The sequence below is a fragment of the Pectobacterium araliae genome (assembly GCF_037076465.1).
GTDB classification, from domain to species: domain Bacteria; phylum Pseudomonadota; class Gammaproteobacteria; order Enterobacterales; family Enterobacteriaceae; genus Pectobacterium; species Pectobacterium araliae.
Genome location: NZ_AP028908.1, coordinates 4201125 through 4224424, shown reverse-complemented (window position 1 = coordinate 4224424; position 23300 = coordinate 4201125). Strand labels below are relative to the sequence as shown.

The following is a 23300-nucleotide window of genomic DNA, read 5'->3' as shown; positions in this document are numbered from 1 at the left end:
GGTTTTTTATGGCGGGTTCCTTACGGCTACCCTGACGGGTTAACGCTATGCGTTGTTAAAAAACGCTCCCAGCGTTTTATATCTTCCAGAAATTTTTTATTGTACAGTAGTGTAAAGTAAATAGAACGGAACCGACATGGACACCTTAACTACGCCAACAGTCTCACAGCCTGGCGGCTCATTACCCCATCAGGATGATTCGCTTTCTTCCGATAAATCCCTACAAACACAATCAGTAAGACATTCTCAACATCGGGCAAAGCGTGCGGCCTGGGGCAGTTTTGTGGGTGCCGTTGTCGACTGGTATGATTTCTTACTGTACGGAATTATTGCCGCTCTTGTATTTAATACCGAATTTTTCCCGCAGGTCAGCCCGACGATGGGGACGCTGGCGGCGTTTGGTACGTTCGGTGTTGGTTTTTTGTTCCGCCCGTTAGGCGGCATGGTATTTGGTCATTTCGGCGACAAGCTGGGTCGTAAACGGATGTTGATGATTACAGTGTGGATGATGGGTATTTCTACTGCGCTGATTGGACTATTGCCGTCGTTTGATTCTATTGGCTGGTGGGCGCCAGTGCTGCTGGTTACGCTGAGGGCAATTCAGGGCTTTGCGGTTGGTGGCGAATGGGGCGGTGCGGCACTATTGGCAGTAGAGAGTGCACCGAAGAAAAAGAAAGCGTTTTACAGCAGTGGTGTTCAGGTTGGCTTTGGTGTCGGGCTGTTGCTGGCAACTGGATCGGTATCGGTAGTGAGTAATTTGACCACCAATGAAGAATTTACCACCTGGGGATGGCGTCTACCGTTCTTATTCAGCCTGATTCTGGTTGCTATTGCCTGGTGGGTGCGCAACGGGATGGATGAGTCTCAGGAGTTTGAGGCAAATAAAACGTTGGGAGAAAGAGCAAACAAACTGCGTTCATTCCCAATCATGGAAGCACTGCGCCAGCATCCGAAAGCATTCTTACTGATTATTGCACTACGGCTGGGTGAGCTACTGACGATGTATATCGTCACCGCATTTGCACTCAATTACTCCACCACTCATCTTGGGCTATCACGGGATATTTTTCTGAATATTGGGCTGGTGGTGGGGGCGATTAGCTGCGTGTCCATTCCTTTCTTTGCTTACCTAGCAGATAGCTTTGGCCGCCGTCGTATCTATGTGACTGGCGCGTTGATTGGAGCGGTGAGTGCAGTGCCATTCTTTATGGCGCTGGAAAGTCATAACACGCTGATAATTCTGTTCTTTGCCATCATGCTGGCGAATGCTGCTCACGATATGATCGTTAGCGTACAGCAGCCGATGTTTACCGAACTATTTGGTACGGCGTACCGCTATAGCGGAGCTGGCGTGGGTTACCAGGTCGCCAGCGTAGTCGGTGGCGGGTTTACGCCTTTTATCGCCGTTCTGTTGGTGGAGTTTATGGATGGTTCATGGCACGCGGTGGCGGCCTATCTTGCCATTGGCTGCCTGCTATCGGCGGTTGTTGGAATGCAGATGAAAGCAAAATCGGCGGACACTTTACCTCACTAAACTCTCCATCTTTTTAATCCCGCGTACCGATACAGATGCACTATCTGTATCGGCAATATTTTTACTGTTTTTTGTCGTTATGTTATCTAAATCGATCGAGATCGCTTCGCTTCAGCCCGATATCCTTAAGCCCGTTATCACTCATGTTCCGTAGTATTTTCAGTGTTTGTGTCCTTATCCGCCAGGCTTTCCACAAGCGGTATGGCAAAATCAGCATGAGCCAGAACGGTGACTCGCGGAACGGTTTTTGTGATCGATTCTCATGAAATTCCATATTTTCCCCCTCACCAGTGAATGATCGCTATGATGAGGTGAAAGGTATTTTCAATACAGATGCAAAAAATCCATTTTTTTAGCATACAGATTGTGTGATATTGCATCTGAATGGTGATTTTTATTTTAATCTGTACTGGTTACGGCTGTGAATCATGATGGAGAACGATACTGATGACGCGTTATCAACACCTTGCTGGGTTGTTAGAGCAGCGGATTGAACAAGGGTTATATCAAAGTGGAGAGCGCCTGCCTTCCGTTCGAGCACTCAGTACAGAACATGGTGTGAGCATCAGTACCGTACAGCAAGCCTATCATCTGCTGGAAACCCGACAGTTGATTATGCCGCAGCCGCGTTCGGGGTATTTTGTCACGCCGCGCAAGGCAACGCCGCCTGTACCCGCGCTGACGCGTCCTGCCCAACGTCCGGTTGAAATCACGCAGTGGGAATCGGTGCTGGAGCTGGTGAACGTGCGTCTGGAAACTAATGTGCTGAAGTTTGGTAGCGGAATGCCAGATGTGAGCCAGCCGACCATTAAGCCGCTGTGGAAAGAGATGAGCCGCCTCTGCCAATATCAGGACGCCCGCATTCTGCAATATGACAGCGTATATGGCGTACCTGCGTTGCGTGAACAGATTGCCCGTCTTACTGTCGACTGCGGCTGCCAACTGACGCAAGATGATATTGTGATCACGACAGGATGTCAGGAAGCCTTATTTGTTGCCGTTCGCGCCGTTTGCCAGCCTGGCGACATCGTGGCTGTTGAATCCCCCGCTTTTCCGGGTACGATGCAGATCCTTCGTGGTCTGGATATCAAAGCGATCGAGATCCCAACCGACTCAGTAACAGGGATCAGTCTTGAAGCGTTGCGGCTGGCGCTGGATCAGTGGCCGATCAAAGCCGTACTTCTGGTGCCGAGCTGTAACAATCCGCTTGGCTTCATCATGCCGGACGCCCGTAAGAAATCGCTGGTGACGCTGGCGCAGCATTTTGATATCGCGATTATTGAAGATGATGCCTATGGCGAGCTGGCTTATGAATATCCGCGTCCCCGCGCGATAAAATCATTTGATGAAGATGGACGTGTACTCTTGTGCAGCTCGTTTTCCAAGAACCTGGCTCCCGGTTTGCGCGTTGGCTGGATTGCTCCGGGGCGCTATCTGGAGCGGGTGATTCATACAAAGTACATCAGCACGGGATCGACAGTGGTGCAGCCCCAGCTAGCTGTGGCGGAATTTATTCGTCAGGGACACTATCAGCCTCACTTACGCCGGATGCGCGCCCAATACAAAGCCAATCTGAGTACGTTTACTTGCTGGGTGCGTGAGTATTTTCCGTCAAACATCTGTGTGAGCCGTCCCCAGGGGGGCTTTCTGATGTGGATTGAGCTGCCCGAGTATTTTGATTCGCTCAAGCTCAGTCGTGAGGTCAGAAAAGCAGGCATACAGATAGCCGCGGGTTCGCTCTTCTCCGCCTCAGGAAAATATCGCAATTGTATTCGACTCAATTATGCCAATCGCTTTACGGAAGAAATGAGAGAAGGGCTGCGCATTGTGGGCAACGAAGTCGCGAAGATGATGCACACTTTTCCTGACCAGAACGCACCCTGATAATTTTAGGGAAGGGCCGATACGGGTAAGGATAAGCCCCGTATCGGCGGGTTGATGTGCAGAACCGATAAGTGGCAAACGGCTCCGGTCAACAAGCTTAGTAACGCTCAGGCTTGCCAACGACGCTACTGTATTCTTTACCGAAATCAGTGACGATAGGGTGAATTTCATGTTGCGAAGCGCGATCCTGAGAATGTTGTCTTCTATGTAATTCTCATTTCGGCCTGCGAACCGCCTCCCAAATCATACGTATCGCCCATACCCGAGATGCGAAGGCTACCACGGTGTGAGGTGTCCCTGCGGGAACCTCATCACCGTGTTTCCCTCTCACTTCACGCTTAAGTGACCAATATCAGGCATATCGCCGCGTTACCCGCTCAATGACTACCTGCCTAAATAACCGTCCCAGTCTTTCCATACAGGCTGGAGGCCTGCTCGTATGATGGCTTGCGCTACATCTTCAGGGCGTCGCGAATCATGCGGTGAAAACTGTTCCAGTTCAGGATGGTCGTCGGCGTAGCCACCCGGCTGGGTTTTGGAAAATGCGCTGACGTTGTTAATCGCGATAGGAATGGCATGATCGCGAAAGAAAGGCGATTCACGTGTGGAAAGCGATAGTTCAATATCCGGCGATAGCAACCGGAATGCGCAAATGACCTGCATGAGCTGCGCTTCATCCATGAGCGACGCCGGTTCAATGCCACCCGTACAGGGGCGCAGACGAGGGAACGAGATAGAATAACGGCTCTGCCAGTAGCTCTGCTGTAAGTGCAACAGATGTTCCGCGACCATGTAGCAGTCGGTTCGCCAGCTATTGGACAGGCCAATTAACGCGCCCAGCCCGATCTTGTCGATCCCCGCACGACCAAGTCGATCCGGCGTGGCGAGTCGCCAATGGAAATCCTGCTTTTGTCCTTTTAGATGATGCAGTTGGTAGGTCGCCGGATGATAGGTTTCCTGATAGACCATCACGCCATCCAACCCCAGCGTTTTCAACTCGGCATATTCGTCTTGCGACAGCGGCTGAACTTCAATCATCAGCGAACTGAAGAGCGGTCGGATCAGTGGAAAGACGCGACGAAAATAATCCATTCCTACTTTACGCTGGTGTTCGCCAGTCACAAGCAGCAGGTGCTCAAACCCCAGTTCCTTGATGGCGGCGCATTCACGTAGGATCTCTGCCTCATCCAGCGTTTTTCGCTTGATGTGATTGCTCATCGAAAAGCCGCAGTAGGTGCAGTCGTTGGAGCACAGATTGGATAGATATAGCGGCACATAGAAACTCACCGTATTGCCGAAGCGCTGGCGGGTGAGCTGCTGTGCCCTCTGGGCTAGCGGTTCCAGATAGGCGCTGGCGGCAGGTGAAATGAGCGCCATAAAATGGTCACGCGTTAGGTGTGGTGCAGCAAGCGCTTGCTCGACATCACGTGCGGTTTTACCGTTGATGCACAGCGTTAGGTCATCCCAGTCGAGCTGTTCCCAGACGGTTTGGAAATCGACGCTCATCGCTCCGCCCCTTCCGTTTGCTGATGCAGGAAACCGGTGAGCGGGCTGGTGGCGCTGGCGACAAACTGCTTACTTCCCAGACCGGCCTGACGAGCAAGCCCACCGGCATCGACTGCCAGTCTGAATGCGTGTGCCATCGCCACAGGATCGCGGGCAACCGCGATGGCTGTGTTGACCAGTACAGCATCGGCTCCCATTTCTAGCGCATCGGCCGCATGACTGGGCGCACCAATGCCCGCATCGACAATCACCGGAACGCGCGCCTGTTCGATGATGATGCGGAGAAAATCACGCGTTTGCAGTCCTTGATTGGAGCCGATCGGCGAGCCCAGCGGCATCACTGCCGCGCAGCCGACTTCTTCCAACCGTTTGCACAACACAGGATCGGCACCGCAGTAGGGCAGCACCGTGAATCCCTCTTTTACCAGCTGTTCGGCGGCTTTCAGGGTTTCGATCGGATCGGGCAGCAGGTATTTCACATCGGGATGAATTTCCAGTTTCAGCCAACGAGTGCCCAGCGCTTCTCGCGCCAGTCGGGCCGCAAAAATGGCTTCGTCTGCGGTTTTGGCCCCTGAGGTATTCGGTAGCAGCTTAATACCGAGCTGGCGTAGCGGGGCGAGAATGGCGTCGTTGCCGCCGTTCAGATCAACGCGCTTCATCGCCATGGTGACTAACTGAGAACCAGAAGCCTCAAGTGCTGCCAGCATCAATTCTGGCGTGGCGAATTTCCCAGTGCCGGTCAGCAGCCGTGAAGTTAATGTCGTATCGGCAATGTGCAGCATGTCATCCTCCCGCGATTGCCTGAAAAAGCAAAATATCATCACCGTTTTGCACCTGATGCTGTGACCAGGTGGCGTGCGGGATAATGGTTTGGTTGATGGCCAGCGCTGTGCCAGGCTGGAGCCGATTGATCTGGCTCAGCAGTGCTTCAACCGTGGTGGCTTCTGGGCATTCAAAGGGTTCATCATTCAGCGTGATTTTCATGCACCCCTCCACATACCGAGCAATGGGGCGCACGCGTCAGCTGGAGCGTGTTCCAACTCTGCTGTTTACCATTGAACATCCTCAGCTTGCCGTCTAGCGCGGACGGTATACCGACCAGCAGTTTGATCGCTTCCAGTGCCTGAAGCGTACCAATCACGCCAACCACCGGACCCAGCACGCCGGCGGTGCGGCAGTTGCGCTGTGGTTCGGACGTATCGGGGTACAGGCAGGCGTAGCAGCCGGCGTGATAAGGCGGTGTGAAAACAGCGAGTTGGCCGCTGAAACCGACGGCGCTCCCGCTGATCAGCGGTTTGCCGGCGTTAAAGCAGGCAGCGTTAACCGCATGGCGAGTGGCCATGTTGTCGCTGCAATCCAGCACGACATCGACGCGGCTGACGGCGCTGTATAACGTGTCACCGCTGAGCCTTTCGGTAATCGCAATCGCTTCTGAGTGCGGATTTAATGCCTGTAGCTGACGCTGCGCCAACACGGCTTTGGGTTTGTCGGTGTCGCTGGTGCGATACAGAATCTGGCGTTGCAGGTTGCTGATGTGCAGTGAGTCATCGTCGGCAAGCAGTAGCGTGCCGACCCCAGCGGCAGCCAGATAGAGCGAGGCGGGCGCCCCCAGCCCACCCAGCCCAACCAGCAGAACGCGGGCGGCTTTGAGTTTCTCCTGACCTTCCGGGCCAATATCCTCCAGCATCAGTTGACGGCTATAGCGCATGAATTCGCTATCGCTCAGTCCGGCAGGCGCTGGATGGTGAGTCGTTACCATGTCATGCCTCCCGTCCTTCAATCATTTTGAGCAGCGTCGTGGTGGCCTGCCGCCAGTCTGGTGCCTGAGTAATGGCGCTGACGACGGCAATGCTGCCGACGCCCGTTGCCAGCACCGCAGGTACTCTGTCGATGCTGATGCCGCCAATTGCAACTGTAGGAAAACGGTCTTGCAGATCGGTTATGTGCCGCGTTAGTTCAGCCAGCCCCTGCGGCGCTGATGGCATATCCTTGGTTTGCGTGGGGAAAATATGCCCCAGCGCAATATAGGACGGATTGATCGCCACCGCGCGTGCCAGTTCACGATCGTCATGCGTAGAGACGCCTAAGCGCAGACCCGCTTTTTTAATGGCGGCCAGATCGGCAGTATCCAGGTCTTCCTGACCCAGATGTACGCCGTATGCCTGATGTTTTACCGCTAATTTCCAGTAGTCATTGATGAAGAGCTGCGCCTGATAGCGGCGACCCAATGCGATCGCCTGGATCACATCGGCTTCGGTTTGTTCATCTGCCCGATCTTTGATCCTGAGCTGGATCGTGTTCACCCCGACGCTGAGTAATCGCTCGATCCACTCCACGCTATCGACGACGGGATAAAGCCCCAGCCGCTGTGCCGTTGGGGCAAAAGGCGTCGAGCCCGTCATTTGCTTTCCTCGGTTTGTAGGCTGGTGGCGCTGTGATAAAGCTCGCTACCGCGCGAGCGGAATTCTTGCGACATCTGCGCCATACCCACTTCAACTGGTTTGGCTTCTGCTTCCTGTTTCGCGGCGTAGTCGCGTACTTCCTGTGAGATTTTCATCGAGCAGAATTTAGGGCCGCACATGGAACAGAAGTGGGCGACTTTGCCGGATTCCTGGGGCAGCGTTTCATCGTGGTAGGCGCGTGCGGTTTGCGGATCGAGCGCCAGATTGAACTGATCTTCCCAGCGGAATTCAAAGCGCGCTTTTGACATGGCGTTATCACGGATCTGCGCGCCGGGATGGCCTTTCGCCAGATCGGCGGCATGGGCGGCGATCTTATAGGTAATCAGCCCCTGTTTGACGTCTTCTTTGTTCGGCAAACCAAGATGCTCTTTCGGTGTGACGTAACAGAGCATCGCGCAGCCAAACCAGCCGATCATGGCAGCACCGATGCCAGAGGTGAAGTGATCGTAACCCGGTGCGATATCGGTCGTCAGCGGGCCGAGCGTATAGAATGGCGCTTCGTGGCAGTGTTCCAGCTCTTCGGTCATGTTGCGGCGGATCATCTGCATCGGAACGTGGCCGGGGCCTTCGATCATCACCTGTACGTCATATTCCCAGGCAATTTTGGTCAGCTCACCTAACGTATGCAGTTCGGCAAATTGGGCTTCGTCGTTGGCATCCTGAATGGAGCCGGGACGTAAGCCGTCACCCAGCGACAGCGCGACGTCATAAGCCGCACAGATTTCACAAATTTCGCGGAAATGTTCGTACAGGAAGCTCTCTTTGTGATGCGACAGGCACCACTTCGCCATAATGGAACCGCCACGTGAGACGATGCCAGTCAGGCGTTTGGCGGTCATCGGCACATAGCGCAGCAGCACGCCCGCGTGGATGGTGAAATAGTCCACGCCCTGTTCCGCCTGCTCCAGCAGCGTATCGCGGAACATCTCCCAGTTCAGGTTTTCCGCCACGCCGTTCACTTTTTCCAGCGCCTGATAGATCGGTACTGTCCCGATGGGTACGGGGCTGTTACGCAGAATCCACTCGCGCGTTTCGTGAATATAGCGGCCAGTCGAGAGATCCATCACGGTATCCGCGCCCCAGCGGGTAGACCAGACCAGTTTTTCCACTTCTTCTTCGATGGAAGATGTCACGGCGGAGTTGCCGATATTGGCGTTAACCTTCACCAGAAAATTACGGCCGATAATCATCGGTTCCGATTCGGGGTGATTGATGTTTGAGGGAATAATGGCACGCCCGGCAGCCACTTCCTGACGGACAAATTCCGGCGTGATGTTTTCCGGCAGGAGAGCGCCGAAACTTTGCCCCGGATGCTGCTGGCGTAGCACCTCGCCGCGGATACGCTCGCGTCCCATATTTTCGCGAATGGCGATAAATTCCATTTCAGGCGTAATCATGCCCTGCCGCGCATAGTGGAGCTGGGTGACGCGTTTTCCTGCTTTGGCACGCAGCGGACGTGGCAGGTGTTCGAAACGCAGATGATCCAGACCCGCATCCGCCAGACGCTGTTGGGTGAAGTCGGAGCTGACGCCGGATAACGCTTCGGTGTCGTGACGTTCTGCAATCCAGCTGGCGCGCAGCTTCGCTAGCCCAACGCGGACATCGGGTTGCGCAGCCGGATCGCCATAAGGCCCTGACGTATCGTAAACCGGGATTGGCTCATTGGGTTCGTATTGGGGGTTGTCTTTACTGCCGCCAAGTAACGTCGGGCTAAGCTGAATCTCCCGCATCGGTACGTGGATGTCGTCACGTGAGCCTGTAAGGTAAATGCGTTTGGAATTGGGAAAGGCGGTTCCCTGTAAGGTTTCAATAAACTGCTGGGCGGCGGCACGCTGTTCACGGCGACCAGATTTGGATGCTGTAGATAACTCTGTCTTTACCGACGAGGTTTTTATAGACAAGGGTTCTGTAGACATAGCAAGTTCCTGTAAGACGTAAAGGGAAGATTGCTTGTCTGGAGCCGGAGGGAGTAATAATGATATTGAGCGTCAGAGCAGGTATGTGGGAATACACAGCCTTGGGCTCAATGAAGTGCATTACTCTTGTTCCCTTCGCAGGTATTAACCCGATCAGGTTCCGCGGATCCCGAATTAACGGTCTCAGCCTGTGCGCTCATAAGTTTCGTCATAACGATTGATTTCGTAAAACAAAACACGAGCACGCTAGGCACTCCGACAAGATTTGCCCGTCTGTTAAACGGGTCAATAAAACCCCTACACTGTATGTCGGCAAAACGCGGATGTCAAAGCGTGCCGCTTTTGCCTTTCCAGTGTGTGATGATGTTCTTAAATAACGTCAAATGACGACTAGTTATCGTAAACCTGCTTGATCATGTTGTCTTCTAACGTAAAACGCTCTTCTAATGCTTCGCCGACGCTGGAAAGTGCCTGCTGGAATTCGAGGCAGTTATCATGGTCAATGGCTGCCGCCAGATGGCTATCGTAAAACGTCATAATTTGCTGCGTATTATTTTGCAGGGCGAGGTCGAGCTGGGTGGAAAGCGCTAAGACTTGTTCGCTGTGCGTCGCGGCTTCATGCAGCATCTTTTCGTATAAATGAAAGTGCCCAGTAGAAAGATAGTCCACCAGATTCTGGCAAAAATTATCCAATGCCTCTTCATCCAAAAGAGAAAGCGTTTCCTTGTTCGGCTTGATGCCAACCAGATGATAGTAAGCCACCAGAAGCTGCTTACGCGCTTGTAGCCATTGGTCGATTAACGCATTATTGCCACCAACGTATTCAGTCAGACTTTGTAGCTGGTTTAGCATTGTTGACTCCGTGAACGGTAAGAAATAACTGAAATCCCAGTTATAAAACTTATGTAATCACTCTGAATGTAAAATGCCAGTGAAGTGGCAGTGGAGCAATAAAAAGATATGGAACAGACGCTAAAAGGTGATGAAACCGGCTGGTGGGTAGTGAGCGATGCAGTACAAATCTGGCTACCCCAAGGAGAATTACCGCGCGGAACGGCGACGGCGTGGTCGTTACAGGGGAAAGTAGCTCGTCAAATCGGTGAATGGCAAGGGCAGCTTGTCTGGCTGGTTTGCCAGGGGCGGGATACTGGCATGGTATCGGTTCGCCAACTGCTCGATCAAGACGCGGGCTTATTCCAACTGGCGGGGCGAGGCGTACAACTTGCTGAATTCTATCGCTCCCATCGCTTTTGTGGTTACTGCGGCCATGAAATGGTGCGGAGCAAAACGGAGCTGGCGTGCTTATGTCACCACTGCAGAGAACGCTATTATCCGCAGATCGCGCCTTGTATCATCGTCGCGATTCGCCGTGGTGATGAAATTTTGCTAGCGCAGCATAATCGGCATCGCGGGAACATGTACACCGTGCTGGCTGGGTTTGTGGAAGTGGGCGAAACACTAGAACAGACGGTTGTACGTGAGGTGATGGAAGAGAGCCAAATTCAGATAAAAAACCTGCGTTACGTGAGTTCGCAGCCTTGGCCATTCCCTCATTCGCTGATGATGGCATTTACAGCCGATTATGCGGGTGGAGACATCAAGCACGATCCGAAAGAGTTGCGTGACGCAGACTGGTTCCGCTATGACCAACTTCCGCTGTTGCCTCCGCTGGGCACCGTGGCACGTCGACTTATCGAAGATACAGTAGTGTTGTGCCGTGCTCATCACGAGAACGAAGGCTGACGTGGTACTATTTACGCTAATTAATGTGTTGGTTTCATAACACGTTCGTTTTATAACGCATCCGCTTCATCACATCTATCTGGTATAGAACCGTCGTGAGGCTGAAAGGAAGAGAACATGACCGACCTGAAAAATGATCGCTATTTGCGGGCGTTATTGCGCCAACCTGTCGATGTCACCCCGGTGTGGATGATGCGTCAGGCGGGGCGCTATCTACCGGAATATAAGGCAACGCGTGCGCAGGCGGGTGATTTTATGTCACTGTGCAAAAATGCAGAGCTGGCGTGTGAAGTCACACTACAACCTTTACGGCGTTATGCGCTGGACGCTGCGATCCTGTTCTCTGACATTCTCACTATCCCTGATGCCATGGGTTTAGGGCTTTATTTTGACGCGGGGGAAGGTCCACGTTTTCACTCTCCCATCACGTCGCATGCCGATGTGGTTAAACTGCCTGTTCCCGATCCAGAACAGGAACTCGGGTATGTGATGAACGCGGTGCGGACGATCCGTAAAAACCTCGCCGGTGACGTGCCGCTTATCGGTTTCTCGGGTAGTCCGTGGACACTGGCCACCTATATGGTGGAAGGCGGTAGCAGCAAGGCGTTTACCGTCATCAAGAAAATGATGTTCGCTGAGCCTAAAACGCTGCACCTGTTGCTGGATAAACTGGCAGATAGCGTCATTCTTTATCTCAACGCGCAGATTCGCGCGGGTGCGCAGGCGGTGATGGTGTTCGATACTTGGGGTGGCGCGCTGAGTGGACGAGACTACAAAGAGTTCTCCCTGCATTACATGCATAAAATCGTGGATGGTTTACAGCGCGAGAATGAAGGTCGCCGAGTGCCCGTGACGCTCTTCACCAAGGGCGGAGGGCAGTGGCTGGAGGCGATGGCAGCAACAGGCTGCGATGCGCTGGGGCTGGACTGGACGAGTGACATTGCCGATGCACGCCGTCGTGTAGGCGATAAAGTTGCGCTACAGGGAAATATGGACCCCTCAATGTTATATGCCGATCCGGCACGGATCGAGCAGGAAGTCGCCTCGATCCTCGCTGGGTTTGGGCAAGGCAATGGACATATTTTCAATCTGGGCCACGGCATTCATCAGGATGTGCCGCCGGAGCATGCGGGCGTTTTTGTTGAGGCCGTGCATCGGTTGTCCCGCGCTTATCACGCATGATTCACAGGAGGTGATGTGATTGATACACAACAGCTGCGGGCCGAACAGCTGGCCCGCGCTTCTGATGTGATTCGGTACGACGATCTACCTTTTGAACAGCCTGCGTTTATCGCGGGCGCGGATGTTGGCTTTGAGCAAGAAGGTTCGGTCACTCGCGCCGCAATTGCGGTAATGCGCTATCCTTCGTTAGAACTGGTAGAATACAGGATTGCGCGTATCAGCACGACAATGCCCTATATCCCCGGCTTTCTTTCGTTTCGTGAATGTCCTGGGCTGCTCGCTGCGTGGGCGTTGCTTGAACAGAAACCGGATCTGCTGTTTGTCGATGGGCATGGGATTTCCCATCCGCGTCGTCTCGGCGTTGCCAGCCATTTTGGTCTGCTCGTTGACATTCCCACGATTGGCGTGGCGAAAAGTCGGCTTTGTGGCCGATTTGAGCCGTTGGCTGAGAGTGTCGGTAGCCAACAGCCCTTGCTGGATAAGAGTGAGCAGATTGGTTGGGTATGGCGTAGCAAAGCGCGCTGTAATCCGCTGTTTGTGGCAACAGGGCATCGGATCAGTCAGGATAGTGCATTGCACTGGGTGCAATCTTGTATGCGCGGCTACCGTTTACCGGAGCCGACCCGTTGGGCTGATGCTGTCGCATCGAATCGTCCCGCATTTGTGCGTTGGCAGCGGCTGCAAGCGGCTAGCGTATTGTCGTAAAACTTTAGGAATTCAGGCATAGGGCGTCACTGTGATTTCAGGTACACTGCCGTCCGTCGCCGTTAATGAGCATAAAAATGTTACGTAACCCCATTCATTTACGTCTGGAAAAGTTGGCGAGCTGGCAACATGTCACTTTCATGGCATGTCTTTGTGAACGTATGTATCCAAATTACCACGAATTTTGTCGTCAAACAGAATTCGGAGACGCGATGGTTTACCGCCGCATTCTCGATTTGGTATGGGAAACATTAGTTGTTAAAGATGCGAAGGTTAATTTCGATAACCAGTTGGAAAAGCTGGAAGAAGCGGTTCCCGCCGCGGAAGATTACGATCTTTACGGTGTTTACCCGGCTATTGATGCCTGCATCGCACTGGGTGAGCTGATTCATTCGCGCTTAAGCGGTGAAACGCTGGAACATGCGATAGCCATCAGTGAAGCGTCCATCCGTACGGTTGCTATGTTGGAAATGACGCAGGCTGGCAAAGAAATGACCGACGACGAGCTCAAGATTTTGCCTGCGATTGAAGAAGAATGGGACATCCAATGGGAGATTTTTCGCCTGTTGGCGGCCTGTGAAGAACGCGATATTGAGCTGATCAAAGGGCTCCGTTCCGATCTGCGCGAGGCCGGAAGTAGTAACATCGGGATAAATTTGCATCAATAACGCGATAAAACGTGATTTAAGGCCTGAAATGGCCTGTCTTAAGGCTTCACATTCGCACCCTGTCTGGTCTACATTTGGGGGGCGTAAAAAAAGTGGCTGTCGGTGCGTGTATGCAGGAGAGTGCTACTACACCCTAAAACGGGAAAGGGCATATCCGTCGCACTCGATGCTTAGCAAGCGATAAACACACTGTAAGGATAACTTATGAATAAGACTCAACTGATTGATGTAATTGCGGACAAAGCTGATCTGTCAAAAGCACAGGCTAAAGCAGCTCTGGAATCAACTTTGGCGGCAATTACCGAGTCTCTGAAAGAAGGTGATGCAGTACAATTAGTTGGTTTTGGTACGTTTAAAGTGAACCATCGTAATGAGCGCACTGGCCGCAACCCACAAACCGGTAAAGAAATCAAAATTGCTGCTGCCAACGTGCCAGCGTTTGTTTCTGGCAAGGCTCTGAAAGACGCTGTTAAATAAGCCCATGCCGGTTAAAAGTTTAAGCAGAGGGGCGTTTTCGCCCCTTTTGCTTTTACGAAGTTTGTGTGGCGCAGGCCTCGTGCTTATAGCCGTGGTAGCTTGTAGTAGCCGCACCGCACCGCCGGAAGTGTTCGCTAGCGGTTACGTTGCCGATCGTGGTGTTGTGCGTTTGTGGCGTAAGGATGATGCGCAGAATACGACGGCACTGACCACCGTGTACAACCCGCTTCAGGGCAATGCACTGGTGGTGACGCGCTATACATTCCAGCAGGATAAGCTACGCGAGATACAGCGTAATCAGCTCGGAGCGCAGCAAGAAGATGTACGTTTGCGCTTTGCAGAAGATGGAACTGTCAGCTTTATGCAGCGGCAGTTGGCTGAAAGACGTGAAGCGGTATCCGATGATGATGTTGCACTCTACCAGTTTGATGCTAAACGTATGCTGGAACTGAGTGATGTCTTGCGTGCAGGCAAGGTTATGCTAAAGCAAGGGAAATGGCTGGAAGGGCAGGTTCAGTCTTGTGACGGTACGGTCGTTCGTCCTGATTTTGACAGAGACTCGCGTGAATGGATCGCGCAGCAAAAAGCGCGTGCAACACGCGCGCTAAACGTCGCGTGGTTGGAAGCACCAGAAGGAACGCAGCTACTGCTGGTGGTGGTGGATGATGTCTGCCAGTGGCAGCCTAAATAGCTATTAGCCATAAAGAATCTGGCTATAAAAAACCCGGATGTCTCCGGGCTTCAGTATTGATCCGATAATCGTTTACCGAACTTTTTCTTATCAGGCTTGCTCGCGCTCAATGGCACGGTAGCCGATGTCTTTTCGGCAGAATACCCCTTGCCACTGAATACCTGCTGCTATTTCATAAGCGCGTTGTTGCGCTTCAGCCACGGTATTACCTAATGCAGTGACGCACAGTACGCGGCCACCGTTGGTGACGACATCAATGCCGTTCAACTTGGTGCCAGCGTGGAAGACTTTGCCATCTTCGGCATCCTGCTGTGGTAAACCGGAAATCACATCACCCGTATTGTAGTCAGCCGGGTAACCGCCTGCAGCCAATACCACACCCAGAGACGGACGTTCATCCCAGACTGAATCTTTCTGATCCAGCGTGCCGTCACAGGCTGCCAGACACAGCTCAACCAGATCGGAGCGCAGGCGCAGCATAATTGGTTGTGTTTCTGGATCGCCAAAGCGGCAGTTGAATTCGATCACTTTTGGCTGGCCATCGGCAGAAATCATCAGACCGGCATACAGGAAACCGACGTAGGTATTTCCCTCAGCGGCCATACCGTTAACGGTCGGCCAAATTACCTGATCCATCACCCGCTGGTGGATTTCATCAGTCACGACCGGAGCTGGCGAGTAAGCGCCCATGCCACCGGTATTCGGGCCAGTGTCTTTATCCCCGACGCGTTTATGATCCTGACTGGTTGCCATCGGCAGCACGTTCTTGCCATCCACCATAACGATGAAGCTGGCTTCTTCGCCATCAAGGAACTCTTCCACCACGATACGGTGTCCGGCATCGCCGAATGCATTCCCCGCTAGCATATCCTGAATGGCGTTTTCCGCTTCCTGCAACGTCATGGCGACAATCACGCCTTTGCCAGCGGCCAATCCGTCGGCCTTGATGACGATCGGTGCGCCTTTACTGCGTACATAGGCCAGCGCGGGTTCCACTTCGGTGAAGTTCTGGTATTCGGCTGTCGGGATGTTATGGCGTGCCAGGAAATCTTTAGTAAAGGCTTTAGAGCCTTCTAACTGTGCAGCGCCTTGCGTTGGACCAAAGATTTTTAGACCAGCGCTCTGAAACGCATCCACAACACCGATAACTAAGGGGGATTCTGGGCCAACGATGGTTAGATCGATGTGGTTTTCCTGCGCAAAAGCGACTAACGCTGGAATATCCGTTGCGGCGATATCGACGTTGGTCAGCGCAGGTTCAAGTGCGGTGCCCGCGTTTCCCGGAGCAACATAAACATGTTTCGCCAGCGGTGACTGTGCCGCTTTCCAGGCCAGCGCGTGTTCGCGTCCGCCATTACCAATTACTAAAATGTTCATTTCGGTCAGCTCCAGAATTAATGGCGGAAATGGCGCATGTCGGTAAAGATCATCGCAATGCCGTGTTCGTTGGCGGCGGCAATGACTTCATCATCACGAATAGACCCGCCCGGTTGGATCACGCAGGTAATGCCAACGGTAGCAGCGGCATCAATACCATCACGGAATGGGAAGAACGCATCAGATGCCATGGCGGAACCTTTTACTTCCAGCCCCTCATCGCTCGCTTTGATCCCGGCGATTTTCGCTGAGTAAACGCGGCTCATCTGGCCAGCACCTATCCCGATGGTCATATTGTCGCGTGCGTACACAATCGCATTGGATTTAACGAACTTAGCGACTTTCCAGCAGAAAAGGGCATCACGTAATTCCTGTTCGCTCGGCTGGCGCTCGGTTACGACACGCAGTTGAGATACATCAACCATGCCCAGATCGCGGTCCTGTACCAGCAAACCACCGTTGACGCGTTTGAAATCCAGAGCCGGAACGCGTTGCTGCCAGCTACCGCTGGTCAGGACACGGACGTTTTGTTTGGCCGCAGTAACCTTCAAAGCTGCTTCACTGGCAGATGGCGCAATAATGACTTCGACAAACTGACGGCTGATGATGGCCTGTGCCGTTTCTTCATCCAGCTCGCGGTTGAAAGCGATAATGCCGCCGAATGCAGATGTTGGATCGGTTTTATAGGCGCGTTCGTAGGCATCAAGAATGGAGCCACCAATCGCCACGCCACACGGATTCGCGTGTTTAACAATAACGCAGGCTGGTTCGGCAAATTCCTTCACACACTCCAGCGCTGCATCAGTATCGGCGATGTTGTTATAAGACAGCGCCTTGCCTTGTCGCTGTATAGAAGTCGCGACCGAGGCCTCGTGAATATTCTCTTCTATATAGAAGGCAGCTTGCTGATGGCTGTTCTCGCCGTAGCGCATGTCCTGCTTTTTGATGTAGTTCAGGTTCAACGTGCGCGGGAAGTGACCCGATGGTTTATCGGTATCACCGTGGTAAGGCGGAACCAGTGCACCAAAGTAGTTGGCAATCATACTGTCGTAAGCGGCAGTATGTTCGAATGCTTTAATGGCTAAATCGAAACGGGTTTCGTAGGTCAGTGAACCTTCGTTGGCGTCGATTTCATTAATGATGGCACTGTAGTCGCTGCTCTTGACTACGATAGCCACATCTTTATGGTTCTTGGCGGCGGAGCGGACCATCGTCGGGCCGCCGATATCGATATTCTCAACCGCATCTTCTAATGTGCAGTTCTCACGAGCGACGGTCTGAGCAAACGGATACAGATTCACTACGACGATATCAATCGGTTTGATGTCGTGCTGCGCCATGATCGCATCATCCCGATCGCGTCGTCCCAGAATGCCACCATGCACTTTCGGGTGCAGAGTCTTTACTCGCCCATCCATCATTTCCGGGAAACCCGTGTAGTCGGAGACTTCTGTCACCGCTAAGCCAGCATCAGCCAGCAAACGGGCGGTTCCACCAGTAGAAAGGAGCTCGACGCCACGTTGGGACAGAGCTTGAGCAAATTCGACAATACCTGCTTTGTCAGAAACGCTGAGCAGAGCGCGGCGAATTGGACGACGTTGTTGCATGATGATGTTATCCCCTGGATTTGGGTAGTCAGTAAAGAACGGTATGTGAATATCGTCTTTGTTAGAGCAATGATTGCGGAATAAAGAGAAATATTCAGTTAGCGTTCGCCAAAACGCGACGATTTTGAACGCGGTGAATTGTAGCGAAAACGTTTGCGTGATGCTCGTCAATTTTTGAGTTGAATGCTTTCTGTGGATAAGTTTGTGTAAAAGTAGGTATAAGGTGGGCTTTTGCTGTGGAATGCAGCAAACGGTCATTTTTCCTTAAAATACCTATTGCGGCAGGTTGAGAAGTCCCTATAATGCGCCTCCATCGACACGGCGCTGTGACTCACAACCGGGTCGATAAAGAAAGAGAAAGCGCTTTAAAATAAACGTTGACTCTGAAGGTGAAAAGCGTAATATACGCCACCTCGCGAAGCGGTTAAGGCTGCAACGCACTGCTCTTTAACAATATAATCAGACAATCTGTGTGGGCACTCACAAGACCGTATCTTAACGATATAAAAAGTCTTGAAGAGTGAACAACAGTGAAATTCATTACGAATAAACAGTTTTAATTCTTTGAGCATCGCTGACGAGTTCAGCAAATCAAACAAATCTTAAATTGAAGAGTTTGATCATGGCTCAGATTGAACGCTGGCGGCAGGCCTAACACATGCAAGTCGAGCGGTAGCACAGGGGAGCTTGCTCTCTGGGTGACGAGCGGCGGACGGGTGAGTAATGTCTGGGAAACTGCCTGATGGAGGGGGATAACTACTGGAAACGGTAGCTAATACCGCATAACGTCTTCGGACCAAAGAGGGGGACCTTCGGGCCTCTTGCCATCGGATGTGCCCAGATGGGATTAGCTGGTAGGTGAGGTAATGGCTCACCTAGGCGACGATCCCTAGCTGGTCTGAGAGGATGACCAGCCACACTGGAACTGAGACACGGTCCAGACTCCTACGGGAGGCAGCAGTGGGGAATATTGCACAATGGGCGCAAGCCTGATGCAGCCATGCCGCGTGTGTGAAGAAGGCCTTCGGGTTGTAAAGCACTTTCAGCGAGGAGGAAGGCGGTAAGGTTAATAACCTTACCGATTGACGTTACCCGCAGAAGAAGCACCGGCTAACTCCGTGCCAGCAGCCGCGGTAATACGGAGGGTGCAAGCGTTAATCGGAATGACTGGGCGTAAAGCGCACGCAGGCGGTCTGTTAAGTTGGATGTGAAATCCCCGGGCTTAACCTGGGAACTGCATTCAAAACTGACAGGCTAGAGTCTTGTAGAGGGGGGTAGAATTCCAGGTGTAGCGGTGAAATGCGTAGAGATCTGGAGGAATACCGGTGGCGAAGGCGGCCCCCTGGACAAAGACTGACGCTCAGGTGCGAAAGCGTGGGGAGCAAACAGGATTAGATACCCTGGTAGTCCACGCTGTAAACGATGTCGATTTGGAGGTTGTGCCCTTGAGGCGTGGCTTCCGGAGCTAACGCGTTAAATCGACCGCCTGGGGAGTACGGCCGCAAGGTTAAAACTCAAATGAATTGACGGGGGCCCGCACAAGCGGTGGAGCATGTGGTTTAATTCGATGCAACGCGAAGAACCTTACCTACTCTTGACATCCACAGAACTTAGCAGAGATGCTTTGGTGCCTTAGGGAACTGTGAGACAGGTGCTGCATGGCTGTCGTCAGCTCGTGTTGTGAAATGTTGGGTTAAGTCCCGCAACGAGCGCAACCCTTATCCTTTGTTGCCAGCGATTCGGTCGGGAACTCAAAGGAGACTGCCGGTGATAAACCGGAGGAAGGTGGGGATGACGTCAAGTCATCATGGCCCTTACGAGTAGGGCTACACACGTGCTACAATGGCGTATACAAAGAGAAGCGACCTCGCGAGAGCAAGCGGACCTCATAAAGTACGTCGTAGTCCGGATTGGAGTCTGCAACTCGACTCCATGAAGTCGGAATCGCTAGTAATCGTAGATCAGAATGCTACGGTGAATACGTTCCCGGGCCTTGTACACACCGCCCGTCACACCATGGGAGTGGGTTGCAAAAGAAGTAGGTAGCTTAACCTTCGGGAGGGCGCTTACCACTTTGTGATTCATGACTGGGGTGAAGTCGTAACAAGGTAACCGTAGGGGAACCTGCGGTTGGATCACCTCCTTACCAAAAAGATGTGCGTTGAGTGAAGTGCTCACACAGATTGTCTGATGAAAATACTGAGCAAGCGCACCTGTTGATGCGATGAGTGTAAACTCATGCTGACGCGAGAGTGCCGGGTTTATGATCCGGTACGGATTTTTCGTGTCCCCATCGTCTAGAGGCCTAGGACACTGCCCTTTCACGGCTGTAACAGGGGTTCGAATCCCCTTGGGGACGCCAATCCGATAATGAGTGAAAGACATTATCATGAATATCTTAAAGATGATTCTTCGGAGTCATGTTTACGATATTGCTCTTTAACAATCTGGAACAAGCTGAAAATTGAAACATGACAGCTGAATGAACATTGATACCTGCGGGTGTCAATGGTGAATCAGTCTGTCAATGAGTCTCTCAAATAATCGCAGCGCGATACGTGACTTTGATTACTCAAAGACACCTTCGGGTTGTGAGGTTAAGCGACTAAGCGTACACGGTGGATGCCTAGGCAGTCAGAGGCGATGAAGGGCGTGCTAATCTGCGATAAGCGTCGGTAAGCTGATATGAAGCGTAATACCCGACGATACCCGAATGGGGAAACCCAGTGTGTTTCGACACACTATCATTAACTGAATACATAGGTTAATGAGGCGAACCGGGGGAACTGAAACATCTCAGTACCCCGAGGAAAAGAAATCAACCGAGATTCCCCCAGTAGCGGCGAGCGAACGGGGAGGAGCCCAGAACCAGAATCAGTTTGTGTGTTAGTGGAAGCGTCTGGAAAGTCGCACAGTAAAGGGTGATAGTCCCGTACACAAAAATGCACAAGTTGTGAGTTCGATGAGTAGGGCGGGACACGTGACATCCTGTCTGAATATGGGGGGACCATCCTCCAAGGCTAAATACTCCTGACTGACCGATAGTGAACCAGTACCGTGAGGGAAAGGCGAAAAGAACCCCGGCGAGGGGAGTGAAATAGAACCTGAAACCGTGTACGTACAAGCAGTGGGAGCCTACTCGTTAGGTGACTGCGTACCTTTTGTATAATGGGTCAGCGACTTATATTCTGTAGCAAGGTTAACCGAATAGGGGAGCCGCAGGGAAACCGAGTCTTAACTGGGCGTTAAGTTGCAGGGTATAGACCCGAAACCCGGTGATCTAGCCATGGGCAGGTTGAAGGTTGGGTAACACTAACTGGAGGACCGAACCGACTAATGTTGAAAAATTAGCGGATGACTTGTGGCTGGGGGTGAAAGGCCAATCAAACCGGGAGATAGCTGGTTCTCCCCGAAAGCTATTTAGGTAGCGCCTCGTGAACTCATCTTCGGGGGTAGAGCACTGTTTCGGCTAGGGGGTCATCCCGACTTACCAACCCGATGCAAACTACGAATACCGAAGAATGTTATCACGGGAGACACACGGCGGGTGCTAACGTTCGTCGTGAAGAGGGAAACAACCCAGACCGCCAGCTAAGGTCCCAAAGTCATGGTTAAGTGGGAAACGATGTGGGAAGGCATAGACAGCCAGGATGTTGGCTTAGAAGCAGCCATCATTTAAAGAAAGCGTAATAGCTCACTGGTCGAGTCGGCCTGCGCGGAAGATGTAACGGGGCTAAACCATGCACCGAAGCTGCGGCAGCGACGCTTAGGCGTTGTTGGGTAGGGGAGCGTTCTGTAAGCCGTCGAAGGTGGCCTGTGAGGGCTGCTGGAGGTATCAGAAGTGCGAATGCTGACATAAGTAACGATAATGCGGGTGAAAAACCCGCACGCCGGAAGACCAAGGGTTCCTGTCCAACGTTAATCGGGGCAGGGTGAGTCGACCCCTAAGGCGAGGCTGAAAAGCGTAGTCGATGGGAAACAGGTTAATATTCCTGTACTGGGTGTTACTGCGAAGGGGGGACGGAGAAAGCTAGGTTATCCGGGCGACGGTTGTCCCGGTTTAAGCGTGAAGGTGGGTGACTTAGGTAAATCCGGGTCATCGTTAACACTGAGGCGTGATGACGAGTCACTACGGTGATGAAGTAACCAATGCTACGCTTCCAGGAAAAGCCTCTAAGCTCCAGGTAACATCAAATCGTACCCCAAACCGACACAGGTGGTCAGGTAGAGAATACTCAGGCGCTTGAGAGAACTCGGGTGAAGGAACTAGGCAAAATGGTGCCGTAACTTCGGGAGAAGGCACGCTGGCGCGTAGGTGAAGTCCCTTGCGGATGGAGCTGAAGCCAGTCGCAGATACCAGCTGGCTGCAACTGTTTAATAAAAACACAGCACTGTGCAAACACGAAAGTGGACGTATACGGTGTGACGCCTGCCCGGTGCCGGAAGGTTAATTGATGGGGTCAGCCGCAAGGCGAAGCTCTTGATCGAAGCCCCGGTAAACGGCGGCCGTAACTATAACGGTCCTAAGGTAGCGAAATTCCTTGTCGGGTAAGTTCCGACCTGCACGAATGGCGTAATGATGGCCAGGCTGTCTCCACCCGAGACTCAGTGAAATTGAACTCGCTGTGAAGATGCAGTGTACCCGCGGCAAGACGGAAAGACCCCGTGAACCTTTACTATAGCTTGACACTGAACCTTGAGCCTTGATGTGTAGGATAGGTGGGAGGCTTTGAAGTGTGGACGCCAGTCTGCATGGAGCCGACCTTGAAATACCACCCTTTAATGTTTGATGTTCTAACGTGGGCCCCTAATCGGGGTTGCGGACAGTGTCTGGTGGGTAGTTTGACTGGGGCGGTCTCCTCCCAAAGCGTAACGGAGGAGCACGAAGGTTAGCTAATCCTGGTCGGACATCAGGAGGTTAGTGCAAAGGCATAAGCTAGCTTGACTGCGAGAGTGACAGCTCGAGCAGGTGCGAAAGCAGGTCTTAGTGATCCGGTGGTTCTGAATGGAAGGGCCATCGCTCAACGGATAAAAGGTACTCCGGGGATAACAGGCTGATACCGCCCAAGAGTTCATATCGACGGCGGTGTTTGGCACCTCGATGTCGGCTCATCACATCCTGGGGCTGAAGTAGGTCCCAAGGGTATGGCTGTTCGCCATTTAAAGTGGTACGCGAGCTGGGTTTAGAACGTCGTGAGACAGTTCGGTCCCTATCTGCCGTGGGCGTTGGAAGATTGAGAGGGGTTGCTCCTAGTACGAGAGGACCGGAGTGAACGCACCACTGGTGTACGGGTTGTGATGCCAATTGCATTGCCCGGTAGCTAAGTGCGGAAGAGATAACCGCTGAAAGCATCTAAGCGGGAAACTTGCCTCGAGATGAGTCTTCCCTGGGCACTTGATGCCCCTGAAGGGCCGTTGAAGACGACGACGTAGATAGGCTGGGTGTGTAAGCGTAGCGATACGTTGAGCTAACCAGTACTAATGACCCGAGAGGCTTAACCTTACAACACCGAAGGTGTTTTGAGTGATGATGACTCATAGAGACATG

Annotated in this window: 18 protein-coding genes, 1 tRNA gene, 2 rRNA genes and 1 riboswitch; of the genes, 11 read left to right on the top strand and 10 right to left on the bottom strand. The window is 52.6% G+C overall.

Going from position 1 to position 23300, the window contains the following annotated elements:
- Positions 1-136: 136 nt before the first annotated feature.
- Positions 137-1534 (top strand): shikimate transporter, encoded by a 1398-nt coding sequence (gene shiA, locus AACH44_RS19190; protein ID WP_261849991.1) that lies wholly within the window; start codon positions 137-139, stop codon positions 1532-1534.
- Positions 1535-1616: 82 nt separating this feature from the next.
- On the opposite strand, the gene AACH44_RS19185 is transcribed toward shiA, so the two are convergent.
- Entirely contained in the window at positions 1617-1751 is a 135-nt protein-coding gene (locus AACH44_RS19185) for a DUF1127 domain-containing protein (RefSeq protein WP_261850008.1), read from the bottom strand.
- Between the two features lie 230 nt (positions 1752-1981).
- Between AACH44_RS19185 and AACH44_RS19180 the strand changes: the two genes are divergently transcribed.
- A complete protein-coding gene (locus tag AACH44_RS19180; RefSeq protein ID WP_261849992.1) occupies positions 1982-3418 on the top strand; it encodes a PLP-dependent aminotransferase family protein in 1437 nt (478 codons plus the stop codon).
- 384 nt (positions 3419-3802) lie between these two features.
- On the opposite strand, the gene thiH is transcribed toward AACH44_RS19180, so the two are convergent.
- The 7 genes from thiH to rsd all read right to left on the bottom strand — a co-directional run bounded on the left by thiH (position 3803) and on the right by rsd (position 10154).
- Positions 3803-4924, bottom strand: coding sequence for a 2-iminoacetate synthase ThiH (gene thiH / locus AACH44_RS19175; protein ID WP_261849993.1), 1122 nt, complete (start codon positions 4922-4924; stop codon positions 3803-3805).
- Positions 4921-5706: a thiazole synthase gene (locus AACH44_RS19170; RefSeq protein ID WP_261849994.1), complete on the bottom strand. Its 786-nt coding sequence runs from the start codon at positions 5704-5706 to the stop codon at positions 4921-4923. The genes thiH and AACH44_RS19170 overlap by 4 nt, the downstream gene beginning before the upstream one ends.
- A gap of 1 nt (position 5707) precedes the next feature.
- Positions 5708-5908, bottom strand: a complete 201-nt coding sequence (thiS, locus tag AACH44_RS19165; RefSeq protein ID WP_261849995.1) for a sulfur carrier protein ThiS — start codon at positions 5906-5908, stop codon at positions 5708-5710.
- Entirely contained in the window at positions 5889-6683 is a 795-nt protein-coding gene (locus tag AACH44_RS19160) for a HesA/MoeB/ThiF family protein (RefSeq protein WP_261849996.1), read from the bottom strand. The genes thiS and AACH44_RS19160 overlap by 20 nt, the downstream gene beginning before the upstream one ends.
- Before the next feature lies 1 nt (position 6684).
- Positions 6685-7326, bottom strand: coding sequence for a thiamine phosphate synthase (gene thiE / locus AACH44_RS19155; RefSeq protein ID WP_261849997.1), 642 nt, complete (start codon positions 7324-7326; stop codon positions 6685-6687).
- Complete coding sequence (gene thiC, locus AACH44_RS19150; protein WP_261849998.1) at positions 7323-9302, bottom strand: phosphomethylpyrimidine synthase ThiC; 1980 nt, start codon at positions 9300-9302, stop codon at positions 7323-7325. The genes thiE and thiC overlap by 4 nt, the downstream gene beginning before the upstream one ends.
- A 113-nt stretch (positions 9303-9415) precedes the next feature.
- A riboswitch (TPP riboswitch) is annotated at positions 9416-9570 on the bottom strand.
- 122 nt (positions 9571-9692) lie between these two features.
- On the bottom strand, positions 9693-10154 hold the full coding sequence (rsd, locus tag AACH44_RS19145; RefSeq protein ID WP_261849999.1) for a sigma D regulator: 462 nt from the start codon (positions 10152-10154) through the stop codon (positions 9693-9695).
- Between the two features lie 108 nt (positions 10155-10262).
- Here rsd and nudC point away from each other — a divergent pair, with 108 nt between their 5' ends.
- From nudC to AACH44_RS19115, 6 genes are all read left to right on the top strand, one after another.
- Positions 10263-11045, top strand: coding sequence for an NAD(+) diphosphatase (gene nudC, locus AACH44_RS19140; RefSeq protein WP_261850000.1), 783 nt, complete (start codon positions 10263-10265; stop codon positions 11043-11045).
- 117 nt (positions 11046-11162) lie between these two features.
- Positions 11163-12227, top strand: a complete 1065-nt coding sequence (gene hemE, locus AACH44_RS19135; protein ID WP_261850001.1) for a uroporphyrinogen decarboxylase — start codon at positions 11163-11165, stop codon at positions 12225-12227.
- 15 nt (positions 12228-12242) lie between these two features.
- On the top strand, positions 12243-12932 hold the full coding sequence (nfi, locus tag AACH44_RS19130; protein ID WP_261850002.1) for a deoxyribonuclease V: 690 nt from the start codon (positions 12243-12245) through the stop codon (positions 12930-12932).
- Positions 12933-13009: 77 nt separating this feature from the next.
- The gene (locus AACH44_RS19125) at positions 13010-13600 is read left to right on the top strand and encodes a YjaG family protein (protein ID WP_261850003.1); all 591 of its coding nucleotides are present in this window, start codon (positions 13010-13012) and stop codon (positions 13598-13600) included.
- A gap of 204 nt (positions 13601-13804) precedes the next feature.
- Positions 13805-14077 carry a nucleoid-associated protein HU-alpha gene (gene hupA / locus AACH44_RS19120; protein WP_005970302.1) on the top strand — a complete coding sequence of 91 codons (273 nt, stop codon included), beginning with the start codon at positions 13805-13807 and terminating at the stop codon, positions 14075-14077.
- A gap of 4 nt (positions 14078-14081) precedes the next feature.
- Positions 14082-14768 (top strand): DUF1481 domain-containing protein, encoded by a 687-nt coding sequence (locus AACH44_RS19115; protein ID WP_261850004.1) that lies wholly within the window; start codon positions 14082-14084, stop codon positions 14766-14768.
- Between the two features lie 90 nt (positions 14769-14858).
- Here AACH44_RS19115 and purD read toward each other — a convergent pair whose 3' ends face one another.
- Together purD and purH are read right to left on the bottom strand one after the other, a co-directional pair.
- Positions 14859-16145 (bottom strand): phosphoribosylamine--glycine ligase, encoded by a 1287-nt coding sequence (purD, locus tag AACH44_RS19110; protein WP_261850005.1) that lies wholly within the window; start codon positions 16143-16145, stop codon positions 14859-14861.
- 17 nt (positions 16146-16162) lie between these two features.
- On the bottom strand, positions 16163-17752 hold the full coding sequence (gene purH, locus AACH44_RS19105; RefSeq protein ID WP_261850006.1) for a bifunctional phosphoribosylaminoimidazolecarboxamide formyltransferase/IMP cyclohydrolase: 1590 nt from the start codon (positions 17750-17752) through the stop codon (positions 16163-16165).
- Positions 17753-18356: 604 nt separating this feature from the next.
- Between purH and AACH44_RS19100 the strand changes: the two genes are divergently transcribed.
- From AACH44_RS19100 to AACH44_RS19090, 3 genes are all read left to right on the top strand, one after another.
- Positions 18357-19898, top strand: a 16S ribosomal RNA gene (locus AACH44_RS19100).
- Positions 19899-20038: 140 nt separating this feature from the next.
- Positions 20039-20114: transfer RNA gene (locus tag AACH44_RS19095), tRNA-Glu, on the top strand.
- Positions 20115-20347: 233 nt separating this feature from the next.
- Positions 20348-23255, top strand: a 23S ribosomal RNA gene (locus tag AACH44_RS19090).
- The 16S and 23S rRNA genes sit together here with 1 tRNA gene alongside, the layout of an rRNA operon.
- Positions 23256-23300: the final 45 nt, after the last annotated feature.

Excerpts from the sequence above, each read along its gene's own strand:
- rsd (WP_261849999.1), bottom strand. The coding sequence starts at position 10,154 with ATGCTAAACCAGCTACAAAGTCTGACTGAATACGTTGGTGGCAATAAT.
- thiH (WP_261849993.1), bottom strand. The coding sequence starts at position 4,924 with ATGAGCGTCGATTTCCAAACCGTCTGGGAACAGCTCGACTGGGATGAC.
- nudC (WP_261850000.1), top strand. The coding sequence starts at position 10,263 with ATGGAACAGACGCTAAAAGGTGATGAAACCGGCTGGTGGGTAGTGAGC.
- thiC (WP_261849998.1), bottom strand. The coding sequence starts at position 9,302 with ATGTCTACAGAACCCTTGTCTATAAAAACCTCGTCGGTAAAGACAGAG.
- hemE (WP_261850001.1), top strand. The coding sequence starts at position 11,163 with ATGACCGACCTGAAAAATGATCGCTATTTGCGGGCGTTATTGCGCCAA.
- AACH44_RS19125 (WP_261850003.1), top strand. The coding sequence starts at position 13,010 with ATGTTACGTAACCCCATTCATTTACGTCTGGAAAAGTTGGCGAGCTGG.
- AACH44_RS19180 (WP_261849992.1), top strand. The coding sequence starts at position 1,982 with ATGACGCGTTATCAACACCTTGCTGGGTTGTTAGAGCAGCGGATTGAA.
- AACH44_RS19115 (WP_261850004.1), top strand. The coding sequence starts at position 14,082 with ATGCCGGTTAAAAGTTTAAGCAGAGGGGCGTTTTCGCCCCTTTTGCTT.
- hupA (WP_005970302.1), top strand. The coding sequence starts at position 13,805 with ATGAATAAGACTCAACTGATTGATGTAATTGCGGACAAAGCTGATCTG.
- thiS (WP_261849995.1), bottom strand. The coding sequence starts at position 5,908 with ATGAAAATCACGCTGAATGATGAACCCTTTGAATGCCCAGAAGCCACC.
- purD (WP_261850005.1), bottom strand. The coding sequence starts at position 16,145 with ATGAACATTTTAGTAATTGGTAATGGCGGACGCGAACACGCGCTGGCC.
- AACH44_RS19160 (WP_261849996.1), bottom strand. The coding sequence starts at position 6,683 with ATGGTAACGACTCACCATCCAGCGCCTGCCGGACTGAGCGATAGCGAA.
- shiA (WP_261849991.1), top strand. The coding sequence starts at position 137 with ATGGACACCTTAACTACGCCAACAGTCTCACAGCCTGGCGGCTCATTA.
- purH (WP_261850006.1), bottom strand. The coding sequence starts at position 17,752 with ATGCAACAACGTCGTCCAATTCGCCGCGCTCTGCTCAGCGTTTCTGAC.
- AACH44_RS19170 (WP_261849994.1), bottom strand. The coding sequence starts at position 5,706 with ATGCTGCACATTGCCGATACGACATTAACTTCACGGCTGCTGACCGGC.
- thiE (WP_261849997.1), bottom strand. The coding sequence starts at position 7,326 with ATGACGGGCTCGACGCCTTTTGCCCCAACGGCACAGCGGCTGGGGCTT.
- AACH44_RS19185 (WP_261850008.1), bottom strand. The coding sequence starts at position 1,751 with ATGCTGATTTTGCCATACCGCTTGTGGAAAGCCTGGCGGATAAGGACA.